This is a genomic window from Capnocytophaga canimorsus, assembly GCF_002302565.1.
Lineage (GTDB): Bacteria > Bacteroidota > Bacteroidia > Flavobacteriales > Flavobacteriaceae > Capnocytophaga > Capnocytophaga canimorsus.
In genome coordinates this window covers 869,078-884,732 of record NZ_CP022382.1, presented here as the reverse complement: position 1 = coordinate 884,732, position 15,655 = coordinate 869,078, and the positions used below count along the sequence as shown (strand labels likewise).

Genomic DNA, 15,655 nt, shown 5'->3' with positions numbered 1-15,655 from the left:
CAAAAATTATTATCATACTTTTTGTAACATCATCAAACAAAAAATGTTGGGAAAAACTTTAATTGGAGTTATACTATAGATATAAGGTATAACTGATTTTGATTTATAAGATAATTATCTTACGAGAGCTCATTTTTCGTAAGATTTTGGTCGTTTGATTGTATTTGTTTAAGAAGATAATTAGAAACTAAAGCCCAACACAATGGAAGTACGAAAAACTCTCCCAATGAAGGTATTACTGTCTGTAATCAGTACACTCACGCTTTTCGGAGCCGATTTGTTCGCTCAAAATCATGTTCCTTTTAAAAAAGACCGTTATCAAGAAACGATAAAAGGGGATATGATTGTTGTAGGAAACTCCATTCTAAATGTAGGAAGTTATCCTGCAAATACGCCTTATATAGGAGATAATGGTTCAAATGCTTTTATTGAGCTCAATTATATTGATGTAGATGGCGCATATAATGGTACTACTAATAAAACACGTAATTCGAGTTCTGCAAATGTGACCTATCCAGCATCTGCTTGTATCAAACTAAGAAAAGCTGTGCTTTATTGGACAGCAGCTTACACTAACGTAGGTAAAGCGGCTGGTAATATGGTACCTCAACGTTACAAAAATGTAAAATTTAAGGTGCCTGGTGCGGCTAATTATACAGAGCTGACAGGGACAGCGATTTTTGATAATCCTAGTATAATAGTTAGTGGACAGGATAGAACAGAGGAGAATAAGCAACGTGCTTATGTGTATGCTACAGAGGTAACACATCTGCTTAATACAACTAACTTTTCAGGAACTTATACTGTGGCAGACATTCAAGCTCCTATAGGAAGGGAAGCCTCAGGGGTTGGTTATACCGCAGGATGGACGCTTTTCATAGTTTATGAAGATTCAAATATGCCTAGTAAACACATCACCTTATTTGAAGGTTTTTCTACCATAAACAATGCACATTCAAAATTAGAAATTCCAGTGTCTGGATTTAGAACTATTCCTTTGGGACCCGTTAGAGCAAAATTTGCTTTCTCAAGTTTAGAAGGGGAATTAGGTATAGCGGGAGATAAGTTAAGTATGAAAAGCCCAACAAATTCGGGGGTTTTGATTGATGCTGGTAATCAGCGATATAGTACTGGAGCAAATCCTAATTTCTTTAATAGCAAAATTACTAATACTTCTGGGGTTAATCTTGATAGAAATCCAGCCAGTACCAATTTGCTAGGATTTGATATAGGTATATTTGATATACCAAATCCTGGTAATAATCTTATAGCCAACAATTCCGATGAAATTACAATTGTTCCAGAAAATGCCCCTTCCCAAGGAGGGCAAGATGCATTTTTCCCTTTTATGATGGCTTTTGCTGTTGACGTTATCGAACCCAAAATCGTTATGGAAAAACGGGTTTATAGCGTAACGGGAACACCTGCCGATATTACAGGGCAAGATGTTACCTTGGGGCAACAATTACAATACCGAATTAAATTCAGAAATATCGGTAATGATGATGCTAAACAATTGAAAATTAAAGATAAACTTAATGTTAATTTACATTTTGATGATGTAATTACCAATCTTGTATTACCCACTGGGGTAACTTATCGCTATGAGCCTTATAATAAAGCCAATCCTGATAATAGCCATTATATTGAGTTTACCATTCCTGAAGATTTGGTAAAACAAAATAGTACAGAACATACCATTAGTTTTAACGTAAAGGTAGCCGAGAATTGCGATCAATTCCGTGATGCTTGTTCCAATGAAATTAAAAACATAGCCAGTGCTTCGTATTTCGGGGTTCAAAATACTACGACCATTCCTTTCCAAGCTGAGAGTTTTAACCAGTTTACCACTTGTGATGGTGGCGTGGTAGGTCCTTCCAATTTTATCGTTGATACAGCCGATTGTACCAGCAAAAGCCAAGCCATTTTGTGTGGCGATAAAATAACCCTTACCGCTGGTGCTGATTTTGATAATTATAAATGGATAAAAATCAATCCTGCTCCTATTCCTGATCAAGTTATAAAGAATGGAAAATTTCCGTCAATAGAAGTTACCCAAACAGGAGTTTATCGGGTAGAAAAAACAACAAATCCACCTTGTAGAAATATGACCGAAGAAATTACGGTGGTGCTTCACGAGCAGGCAAATGCGGTAAATCCTATAGAACCTTATGCTAGTGAAGTGTTGACCTGTGGAAATGACGGAATTAAATACCCACAAATTTACTTATGTGGTAAAAATAGTAGTAAGAATTTGATTCTCAACATAGGTAATGCCGTATCGTATGCTTGGCAAAAACGAAACGATTGCCCTATTCCTACTGACCACGTAGCCAGTTGTCCCGTTTATAACTTATATGGTTGTACGTGGGCGACACAAAGCACTCAAAATAACTTTAATGTTTCTCAAGCGGGGGATTATCGAGTGAGCATTACCTATCAAAATAATTGTGTTACTACTTATTATTTTAAGGTTACCAAAACGGAAATTGATCCGAAAATTAGTCGGCGAAATATCATTTGTAACACGCCAGGGCGTATTGAGGTTACCAATGTCCCCAGTAATTATGAATACGCATTACGAAATAGTGGCAATGTAATTGTAGTTAATTATCAGAATTCTAATATTTTTGATAATATCACCAATGAAGACTCATACACTGTTTTGATACGTCAAAAATTGGCTGCGGATGCTACCTATAAACCTTGTATTTTGGAAAGCAATCCCATACAAATAATTAAAATGACCCCTAAACTAGTGGTTTCTACTACTCCTTTGGCTTGTGAAAACTCCAAAGGAAGCATTCGGGTACAGGTGGCAGATGCGCTACCACCTTACAATTATGTAATTACAGATGCCACTTCAAGCATTGTAGCACAAGCTACAGCGACTCAAACCTCTGATATTACTTTCTCTGGCTTTAATGAAGGTACCTATCATATACAGGTAACCACTCCTGATGGTTGTAACCTTTCTAAATATGAAGAGGTAACCCGTATCGCACCATTACAAGTTAATGCTCAGGTGGTGAGAGGGTTGATGTGCGGTACAGCAATAATTCGTGCCGATGTTATAGGAGGAAAACTCGACTATGCCTTTTCCATTGATGGCGGAAATAACTATGTTTACAATTATGGGGAGTCTTTCTATGAATTTACAGTAACTCAGGCACAAAACTATACCATCAAGGTAGTCGATGCTAATAACTGTGAGGCAACTGATGATGTTGCTGTACAGCCTTTGCCAGTGCCTGATTTTGAGGTAAAACAAACTTTGAGAGATTGTGCTGCTTCACTTACTCTTGAAATTATCAATGTAACCAATGCTAATGGCTATACGCTTTCGTATAGTGTTGATGGTGGGGCAACTACTCAAAGTAGCCCTGTGTTTGCTAATTTGAATCCTACACAAAACTATGTACCTGCTTTAGTTTATAGTTTAGGAAATACAAGTTGTACATTAACCAAATCCATTACCATCAATAAAGGTAACGGACCTATAACCGTAGCCTTTGCAGGAGTTTCGAAATTGGTAGGTTGTGTAGGAAATGATAAAGCTGAGGTGCGTGTAACTAATGTTCAAGGCGGAACGCCACCGTATGAGTACAGCTTTGATAATAAGCAAACTTGGCAAAGTCAAAAAGAAGGGCAGGTAGCTCCAGGGGTAGATATTCCTATATTTGTTCGCGATGCTCAAGGGTGTGAGTACCAGATGAAAGTAACTATTCCTAATGCTCCAGTAAATCCTATTTTTCAGTCTTCGGTTACATATAATTGTGAAGGAAAAGGAACCATTACTCTGACTAATGATAAGCCTGGATACCAATATGTCTATAGCATTGATGGAGGAGCAACCACTCAAACCTCTCCTGTTTTTGATAATTTGGGTGAAGGTGAACATACCATAACTATTTCTTATGCTGACCCTACCGCTCCTACGCCCAATATATTATTTTTGGAAGATTTCGGGGTAGGAACGCAAAATGTCACTACGCCTTATATCAATCCAAAATATTTCTTTGAGCCTCAAAGGCAAAGAAATAACACGAATACCATTTTATATACTGATGGTACACGACGCATTGTAAATGGCTTAGGTGAGCCTGAAACGTACACGTATCACGATAATTTGAATATAAACGATGGGGAATATGTGGTATCTAATCGTATGAACCCAATTATTTGGGGAAGACAACCTAATGATCGTTCAGGAAATCCTAACGGAAGAAAATTATTTATCAATGTGGGAGATGTTTTAGGAACTGAGGGAGCCATTCTTTATCAGAGAGAAATGAAAGATGTTATCCCAAATCAAAATATTCGATTTTCGATAGCCGTATTTAACTTGATGCAAAGCGGAGCAGATGAAGTAAATCCTGATTTATCCATAGAATTATATACCAGTGAGGCTGATATTGCAGCTAATAATCCGCTAGTAGCTCAACGAATCACGCCTCGCGTTCCTCAAAATACAAGTGAAAACGATTGGTACGTTTATAATTTCTCATTAAATCCAGAAGGACATACCACATTGTATGCTGTGGTACGTTCGTATAGTTTAGTAACAGCAGGTAACGACTTAGTACTTGATGATATTTATTTGTATCAAATTCCTGAGACCTGTGGTTTTACCAAAACTATTAAGGTGAGGGTAGAATCTGATAAAGCGTTTGCTGAGGTGGCTAATTCTCAAATTACAACAAATGCTACTTGTTTTGGCGGAAACAACGGTTCGTATCGTATAACGCTTAAAAACTTTGATACGGCAAACGGATACGTCTATTCAGTAGATGGTGGTGCTTGGCAAACTTCTACGGCTAATCCGTTTGTGATGCCGAATTTGTCAGCAAAATCTTATAACGTAAAATTCCGTTACGATGCTACCTCTACCAATTGTGAGGTAAGTAAGGACTTTACCATTACAGCACCTGATGAAATTGTAGTGAATGATATCCCTGACCAGTTAATCCGTTGTGATGTAACTTCGGTAAGCGTCAATGTAGTTGCTCGTGGAGGTACAGGAGCGCTTAAGTATAAGCTTACGTTACCTGACAATACTCCCATAGTACAAAATTCACCCTTATTTACAGGATTAACGCAAGTAGGGCAACATCGCCTTGAAGTAACTGATGCCAATGATTGTGCTGCTCCAGTAAAAACTTTCGAAGTTACAGCCGCTCAAGCACCTAATGTATCTGTTGCAACAACATCTAACTATTGTTATTCGGCTGCTCAACCCGCAAGTATTACCGTTGAGGTTACGGGTGGAACAGCACCGTATCGTTATTTGCTCAATAATGTTGAAAAACATCAAGGGAATGATACTTCTTATACCTTTAACGGATTAACGCCCAATACATATAACATTAAGGTAATTGATGCCAATGGCTGTGATAAACCGCTTACTGAAACCATAGCTCTTGCATTAGATGCGTCTAACACCACTATTGTTAAGCCAATTACTTGTAAAGTAGCTCCTGATAACCAAGGAAAAATACAAGTTACTATAAGAGGCGGGTATCCACCTTATACTTATACAGTTAATGGCGGAACTCCGCAGAACGTAACGGGAAGTACCATTGAATATAGCACCGATACGCCCGATACCTATACCTTTGAAATTATTGATAGTAAAGGCTGTAAAACAACTGTGGCACGTACCTTAGCTCCAGCAGTACAGCCTACGGTAACCCTCACACCAACTCACGTGAATTGTTTTGGAGATAGTACCGGAAAAATCGTAGCGACGGTTACAGGGGGTGTGCCTCCTTATACCTATTTCCTTAACGGAGTAAACAAAGGCAGCCAAAATACTTTTGAAAATCTCCCAAAAGGAACATACAGAGTTAAGGTAGTAGATGCTTATCAGTGTGAAAAAGAGGAATCTGTTACAATCACCCAGCCCAATGCGGCTCTAACGGCTAATGTGGTGGTAGAAACACTGATTAGTTGCCGTGCAGACAAGACAGCCAAAGTAACAGTTCGAAATGTTAACGGAGGAACGCCACCTTACCAATACCAATTCAATACGGGTACGCCTTCAAATAATGCAACGGATTATTTGCCTGTTGGAACACATCAGGTAAGGATAATCGATAGCAAAGGTTGTACGTTATTGCATACTGTGGTGGTAGCCCCCGAGCCAACACCTCCAACCGTAAATACTGATCCTATAATTACCTATAATTGTGATGGTACGGGTAACTTTACACTTACGCCTACACCTGCAACGTTTGATTATGAATATAGTACAGATGGAGGTGTGAATTACACTACCAATAATGTATTCAATAATATGACTCCAAAAGTTCATCAAATACATATTCGTTACAAACAAAACAATGTGGCTCCTGCCGAAGATTGTTGGCAAACCATTTCGGTTTCTGTCAATGTGGAAAGCGGAAAAGCATTCTCATTAGGAACACCCATTGTAGAACACGTAAGATGTAATGGAGAGAATAACGGAAAAATCACAATTTCGGTAAGTAATTTTAATAATGTAGAAGGGTATCGTTATAGTGTTGATAATAAGGTTTCTTGGGTGAATATGACTACTTCTCCAATTGTTTTGCAATCACTTGTTGCCAATTCGTATAAGATTTTTGTTCAATACAAAAAAGCAGATGGTACTTTTGATTGTGAAAAAGAAGTTGATGTAACGGTTACACAACCTAATCCATTGCAATTACAACCCCCAACAATAACCGTTCCTGTGCAGTGTAACAATGCTGGAGCAACGGTTGAATTACAAGCCACAGGCGGAACATCGCCTTATCAGTATAGTAAAGATAACGGAGCTTCTTGGCAGAATTCTAATGTGTTTACGCCTTTATCAGCAGGAAATTACACCTTTGTAGTAAAAGATGCAAAAGGTTGTGAGTTTTCGTATCCAACACCTTTTGAGGTAACTGCACCTAAAACAATTACTTTCAATACGGAAATCGAACCTTGTTATTCTGGAAATAATGATGCAACCATAAAAGTAACGGTCACCGATGGTAACGGAGGATATAAGTTTAATATTAACGCAGGAGCTTGGCAACATCCGTTAGCGGGAAGTCCAATGACTTATACATTTAATAATCTTTCACAAGGTACTTATGCTATTCGTGTTTCTGATGCGTATGGTTGTGAGCAACCAGTTACGGTAACCATACATCCTCGTTTGATGATGCAAGTCAAAGCCACTAAGGCAAGTTGTAATGATGGTAAAATAGAGGTTACAGCACAAGGTGGTGATGGAACGTATGAGTATGCTTTTGTACCTAAAGGAACTATGCCTACCAATTTTGTTTCTACAAATACTTATGCCGTACCTTCGGCAAATGTAGGGGAATATGATGTTTACTTGCGTTCAGCGGAGTGTACAGTTTCTCAAACGATAAAAGTTGAACAGGCTCCGGCAATTGGCTTTACGGCAAATGCAGTAACTCCGTCTTGTTATGGTCAGGCGGTAACTGTAAAAGTAACCAATATTGTAGGGGAAGCACCTTATACCTTAACTATTGCCGATGCGGCAAATCCGGCGACTGCTTTACAAACCGTAAACAATTATATCAATACAAGTTATGATTTTGTGGGGATTAGCCCTACTATAAATAGCGTTGAGGTTAAGATTATTGACCGATATGGTTGTCCGAAAACAGAAATCATAAATATTACGCATCGTCCTCAATTTACAGCAACTTTTGAGAGTAAAGCTACGGGCTGTATAAAGCCAAATAGCACTGTTCCATTGGAAATGAAGGTGCCTCAAACGGTGATTGATGGATATTCTACCGATTACGATATGTATTATAGTGTAGATAATGGGGCTAACTGGCTCACATTGGCATCTGTTAACACCATTAGTAGTTTTAAACCAGGAGAAAGTTTTACGGTTCAAATTAAAACAGTAACCAAAGGTGCAGGGGCTACTGCTACTGCTGTTTGTTTGACCTTACTTGATAAATACAAGGTATCTTATCCGCTTAGTGACCTCATTGTAAGTACTACCTTGAATAGTATAACCAACGGTTGTCCAGGTACAGGAAATAGTCAATTTGAGGTTACCTTAACGGCACAAGGAGGAACTCCGTTTCCAGGATCTCCTGCTTATTACGAATTTACTATGGATGAAGATCATAATTCTCCTACGGCAAATTGGCTACCTGGAAATAGCTCCTCAACTGGACCTGGGGGTACGCTCGACCAATACACCTTTACAGGGTTAATACCAGGTAGAAGCTATAAATTCTATGTACGAGATAAGGATAATTGTATTAAGGAAAATAATGAGGATATTTATGCTGGTGATGTCCTACCTATACGTATAACAGGCAAAGTGATAGACGCTTGTCCAGGTGGAAAAGGAAGAATTGAGTTCACCATTAGGCATCGAGCAGGTTCTACTATGGGAAATATTTTCAGTTATGTTATAAAAAATAAAGCTGGAGTACCTGTAAGCACTATAAATCCAGCAGCACCACCTAATCAACTTGGTACTTGGAGTGGAAACCTTAATGTATTACCAGCAGGAGGAGAGGTAAATCACACTGCCATTGCCTTACCAATCAATGAAGAATATTATATGGAGGTGTTCCCTACAACAAACAATCAATGTATTTGGGCAAGTGAGAATTTCCGTGTTAATGAATTACCCCCAATGACTGCTACTACGCACGTAGTACGTGGCATTACTTGTAATTTACCAGGAATAATTGAAATTCAAAATCCTACGGGAGGTAGCGGAAAATACCTTTACAGATTAACCAGCCCTCAATTTACAGCTCCAATATTTGGTAATTTAGGAGAAAATATTATTGAAATACCGCAATCGGTTCTTAATGCAGGGGTAACAGGCAGTATTATTGTTCAGGTATCTATGTTTGATCAAATCCCGAATGTGCCTCGTTGTGAAGAAGATTTAGGACCAGTAACTATCAATATGGTAAGTCCGCCTGCTGTACCTATGGCAACAGCGGATAGTTGTACCGAGCCACTATCCATAGAGGTAACCTCTCCTTTAGGAAATCAGTTTGAATACCGATTAGGTACAGGTGCTTGGCAAGATGACAAACGTTTTACAAACCTAACGGCAGGTAATTACACCCTTGTAGTTCGTGATAAAACAACAGGTTGTGAAACCACTAACACAACACCTATTGTGCTTTATGACAAAATGAAGGTGGAAGTTAAGCAAACCAAATTGTTAGGTTGTAATGGAATAAATGCTGAAATTGAAATTAAAGTGCCACAAGGCTCAGGAGTTTATCATTATGAAGTTTCAGGTCAAGCCAATATCCCCAAAACACCATTACCTCCAAATCCGTATCGTATGACGGTTGCACAAGCAGGAACTTATACAATCAAAGTATATGACGAAGGAGCTCATTGTACTACTCCTATAACCACAACGGTTGTGGTAGCAGAGGCAATAAAACCTCAGTTTACAGCAAAAGGCTTTGATGTAAGTTGCTTTGGAGCATCGGACGGACGTATCGTCATTACAGAGACAAACTTAGGAGATGGTCCTTACACCTATACTATAACGCCAAGTACAGGAACGTATGATGCCGCTTCCAAAACCTTTACAGGGCTTACTAAGGCAAGTTACACCATAACCTCTCGAGGGCAAAATGGTTGTGAAACTCAATTTACTGTGGACGTGGGTGGACCCGATGCCATTAGTTCAAGTACAGGATTTGCAACGGTAACTCCTTTTGGTTGTGCTACGGGTAACAACGTACAGAATGCGTGGGTAAGGCTTGATCCCACTAAAATCAGTGGGGGAACGCCTCCGTACACCTACAAAATGGTTTACGATAATGCTACCCCTGCAAATACTGCCGATGATGTAGAGGTCTTAGGGCTTGAAATGATGATCAGCAACCACTTGGGCGGATCGGTGAAAGTATTGGTTACTGATGTTAATCATTGTGATCTATCTATTACCGAAACCATTATTCCTTTTGATGAGTTATCATCAGTAACGCCTACTGCTACCCCAATGGTTTGTGGAGGTACAGCAACCGTTACCCTTAATGTAGGTTCAACCACTGGTACCGCAGCCAAATGGAGGTTCTATCAAGGAGATACACCTCCTGCTTTGACTCATACGGCTTGGCAAACTTCAAATAGCTTTGGAGGATTGAACATAGGTACTTACACTTTCTGGGTGGCACATACCGATACAGGCTGTATGCTTTCAACCACTTATGAGGTTAAAAATCCTAACAATATTGTAATAGAGGTAGCAAACACTACGCAGGTAAGTTGTAAAGGAACGTCAACCGGAAGCATTACCTTCAATGTAACAGCAACTGGATACACTGCAGATTATACTTGGCAAATTACAGGACCATCACCCAAAAATGGAACAATAGCAGGAGGAGCTTCAACTACAGGGGCAATTACAGGGTTACAGGCAGGAAGCTATGTCTTCACAGCAACCCAACAAAATAATCCGAAGTGTAGTGAAACCTATAACTTTACCATTACCGAACCTGATGCCAACCTTACCGCAGCCACGCAAGTAACCCCTATTTCGTGTCGCTCTAACACGGATGGAGCTATTGAAATTGTCGGTACAACAGGTGGTTGGGGCGGATATACCTACTATGTAGGAACTACAGCACCTACTTCGGTAAGTTATGTAAATACTCCGTTGTTTAATGGTTTGGGTGCAAATACTTACCAAGTTTGGGTTAAAGACAGCAAAAATTGTGAGCAACAATTACCTGATGTGGTATTAAAAGTGCCAGACCCTATAACAGCCACCTTGAAAGTTTCCACTCACAATTGTATGGCAGCAAACGGAAGCATTACCGTAGAAAATACAAGCGGTGGTCAGGGAAGCAATTACACCTATCAACTTATCCGAAATGGCAATGAACACGGAGCGCCACAAACGGCTAATGTGTTTACAGGTCTTGCTGGAGGAACGTACACCGTGAGAATTTCCGATACTTGGGGATGTACAGTAACTCTTCCTGCAACTGTGGAAATTTTTGAACCTATTGTGATTAAAGCAGTGGCTATTGCTAAAGAGGTTACTTGTAATCCGAATACAGGAGGTACAGCTACCATTGATTATGAGGGTGGTTCTACCAACATACGATTTACCATAACCGATGGCGGAACTCTTAACCGAACACAAGTAAACAATCCTACCTTTACAGGTCTTCCAGCAGGAGATTATACCGCACACGTTTATGATATTACATCAGGATGTGCTACAACCACCACAATGTTTAAAATTACCGACAAAGTAGATGTAACTTTCGATGTAGCCAAAGCTGATGTGAAGTGTAATTCAGCAAATGATGGAAGTATAAGTGTTACTATTCCTGTAAGCAATACACAACCTCTTTATCAGGTTACGTTAAATAGTACCATTGCTGGTTTTGTGCCTCAAACCCAAAATGTAACAGCAACGCCTATAACGGTTAATTTCCCTAATTTAGCTGCGGGTAATTATACGGTAAAAGTGGTTTCGTCCAGAGGCTGTGAGGAAACAAAACCGATGACAATAGATGAGCCTAATCCGTTAATGGTAAATAACGCAGCTACGGTGATAACTCCGTTTGCGTGTAGTATAACCAATGTTCCGCAGTTAGCAACTATAACTGTGGTGGCTCAAGGAGGAACACCCCCGTATCGTTATAGCTTGGATAATACTGACTTTAATAATACTACGGGTACGTTTGCCATTACGGATACTGGGGCAGCTCAAAACTTTACGGTATATGTAAAAGATGCCCACGGATGTGAGGCTACTTCGTTACCGATAGTGATAAATCCGTTACCAAAAATCACTAAGTTAGAAGTAACACCATTAGCAGCCATTAGGTGTGGAAGTCCAGAACGTATTAACCTTGAAATTACAGGAGGAGCTAATGAAGGCTATCAAATTGAGGTAACGAATACGGCTTCGGTGGTAGTAGCACCGCAGACTTTGGCAGCAGGAACTCAAATGGCTATCTTTGACTTACCAATGCCAGGCTTCTACGAGTTTAAAGTTACGGACATCAAAACGGGCTGTTACACCACCACTGCTTATAATGTAGCGGGATACAGAACGATGCAAGTTCAAGCTACTCCAAGTCAGAACATTTCGTGCGACGGAGCTACTGATGGTAAAATAACTTTTGAGATTTCGGGCTACAGCGGTACAGCTACCTATCAGGTGTATGACACTGCAGGAACGGCTCTTGCAGGGGCTTCCGATAATATTCCAGCAGGTACAACTACTGTTATAATAAATAATATTCCGCAAGGGAATTGGTATGTGAAGGTAACCCAAACGGCTTATCCGTTTTGTGAGGAAAGTTCCGGAGTTGTCTTCATCTCTGGACCGACACATGCGTTGACCATCGATGCAGCCATCACTAATCATTTGACTTGTAAGGATAACGATGCCACTATTAGCGTAGTAGCTGACGGCGGTTGGGGCGACTATCAGTACCAATTGGTGGGGCATCCGCTTTATGGAACGTATACCACCACGACCACCTTTATAGGGTTAGGAGCAGGAAATTATACGGTACAAGTTATCGATAAAGAAGGTTGTTCAGTAACCCAAGTAGTTACAATCGCTCCACCGACACCTATTGCGGCAACGGCAAGTATGAGTTCCACTCCGATAAGTTGTTTTGGAGAGAAAACAGCTTCTATTGAGGCTACTGGAGTTAGCGGAGGTTCGGGTAATTATCAGTATGCGCTGATTACATACACGGCTTCTGGAGCTATAGAATCGGCAGCTCAAACCAGTCCAATATTCAGCGGATTAGGAGCAGGAAATTATGCTATAAAAGTAATTGATGGTTGGAATTGTGACTTTACCACCCCTCAGGTTACCATTGCTGAACCTACACCAGTAAAAGTTTCAGCAGAAATAACCACAAATATTACTTGTCTTAATACTTTGGCTACCATAACCCTTTCAGCAACAGGAGGAACGCCACCATATACGTATAGTGATGCTCCAATGGGTACTTTTGGAACAAGTAATGTGTTTAACAAAGGAGTAGGAGTTCATACTTTCTATGCTAAGGATGCTAACGGATGTCTTTCTAAGATATCAAATACCATTGAAATTTACCCAATACCTGATTTGAAATTGACCGTTGATACCACCGATGCTTACGTGAAATGTAATGGTGATAGTTCGGCAAGTATTAAAGCAAAAGCAACTGGCGGATTGGGCAATTACCAATACGAATTACTTGATGGAGCTTCGGCTTCCTTCCCAACGCCTATCGTTAGTATCGATGGTTTATTTACAAACTTAGCAGCGGGTACTTATCACGTAAAAGTAACCAGTGTGGATTGTGAGCAAATAACAGATGCGCCAATTGTTATTAACCAAGCTCCTGCAATGGTAGTAAATCATACGAAGACTGATGTAACTTGCTTTGGCAGAAATGATGGTGAAATTCGGGTGGAAGCCACAGGTGGAACAGGCGAGATTAAATATGCCATTTCACCACGATTAGATCGTTTCGAGGCTAAAAATCATTTCGATAAGCTAACTCCAGGTAATTACACCGTTATTGTTCAAGATGAAAACGGATGTTTTGAGGAGCTAACTTTTGTCATCGCTGAGCCAACTCTAATACGAGTTAATGAAGTTTCTGTAACTGATGAGAAATGTTTGGGTGCTTCTGACGGAACGGCAACCATCGCCGTTACAGGTGGAGTAGCCCCTTACTATACCTCGTTGAATGACGATAAGGATTCGGCAGATTGGCAACTCAATAAGTTCTATTATGACAATTTACCAGCTACCGCAGGAAATGTAATTTTCGTGAAAGATAGTAATGGTTGTATAGGGCACGTTATTCTCTCTGAAATAAAACCAGGGGTTGACCTTCAAGCCACCGCCACTGCCCAGTATGGTTGTGCGGCAAATGTGATTGAAAATAAAATAGTAGTGAAAGTAAATCCGCTTTATATGTCACAAGTAACTTACGCTTTAGATGGAGGTACACCTACCACCGACCCAATTTTCAGAGGAGTTTCCGTAGGAATGCATACGGTAACCATAAAACACGACAGAGGTTGCGTGGTGGAGCTACCAGTTGAGGTGGAACTTAAATCGCCACTTGCTTTAACTCCAACTCAGCAAGATGTTTCTTGTCACGCAGCTGCAGATGCTTTCGTGTCGGTAGCCGTTACCGGAGGTTCAGGTAATTATCAGTATGCGATTTCACCAAATCTGACGCAGTTCGGAAATTCAAATAAATTTGAAGGACTCAGCGGAGGTACTTACATTGTGGTTGTTCGCGATACGGATTATGGTTGTGAAGTAGAGCATACCTTTATCGTTGATGAACCATTACCATTGCAATTGAATTCGGTAAATATAACAGACGAATCTTGTTACAATGAAAAAGATGGTACGTTTACTTTTGAAATAGCTGGAGGACGTGCCAACTATCGCTACCAATTGGTAAATTCACGAGGAGCAATACATACTTCTCAATCTGGTATATCTGCGGGAAGTATAATTACTTTGAATAATCTTCCTTCTGGAACATATCTTTTGGAATATGCCGATTCAGGAACTTGTACCAATACGCATCAGGTAGTGATTAAAGAAGCACCGAATTTGGCGCCAGTAACCGTGAAGTTGGTTTACGAATGTGCTGAAGTGATAGGCAATTCAGTTACGAATTATTTGGAAGTAGTGTTTGATAATACCCAATTAGACCTAACCAATACTACTTATGCACTTAACAGTAGTGATATTGCCGATGCACGAAACTTCTCCGAGTTCAATGGTTCTCGAGCCATCATCAGAAATATACCCGTAGGAGCAGGTCAATATATTACCATTTTCCACAACGGATGTAAGCATACCATTGTTGCCAGTCAGTACTTCAATGTGGAAGACTATCAACCACTAATGCTAAACGATACTTCCGATGCCAGAACGGCTAATCAAGTTCGGGTAGAGGCAAAAGGCGGTGCGGCTCCATACACTTATTATTTCAATGGAGTATCTTACCCAACCAATGAGTATTACTTGAGAAAAACCGACCCAGGATATGTGAATGCTGCAGGTAAAGAAGTTAAGAGAATTACGGCTCGTGTGGTAGATAATTTAGGATGTGAAAGAGAAATTTTGATAGAAAGAGAATTTTTCGAGATTGAAATTCCAAATTATTTCACTCCGAATGAAGATGGAGAAAATGACCACTGGGGTCCTCGAAACACACGTAACTATCCGAATATTGAAACCTATATCTACGATCGATATGGCAGACTCATAGTTACCCTTAAAAAAGGAGAAACTTGGAATGGTAAATACAAAGGAAAAGAGTTACCTTCTGGCGACTATTGGTACACCATTAGGCTTAATCAAGATGACGATAATCGTGAATTTGTAGGGCATTTTACCTTGTTCCGATAATTCGATTTATAAGTTGTAAACAAAAAGGGCGAGTTGTAACATTACAACCGCCCTTTTTAATTGGTAATATTTGATAATTTGTGAGTAGTGATTATTCGAAGAGTTATCAAGAGGTAATTCTAAGTGTAGACGTGTAAAGACGACAGCTTCCATTACTTTGTTGTCAGGTACGGTAATGGCACGGAGTAAGCCCAAGTGATATGGGCGGTTACAACGAAAAAATGAACCGAGCCAAAGTGTGGTTGGACGACTTGAAGATTT

Annotated in this window: 1 protein-coding gene; it reads left to right on the top strand. The window is 39.9% G+C overall.

All coding sequences use genetic code 11. The features are described 5' to 3' along the window. Positions 1–226 precede the first annotated feature (226 nt). Positions 227–15,394, top strand: a complete 15,168-nt coding sequence (locus CGC47_RS03850) for a T9SS type B sorting domain-containing protein (protein WP_232779690.1) — start codon at positions 227–229, stop codon at positions 15,392–15,394. Positions 15,395–15,655 lie beyond the last annotated feature (261 nt).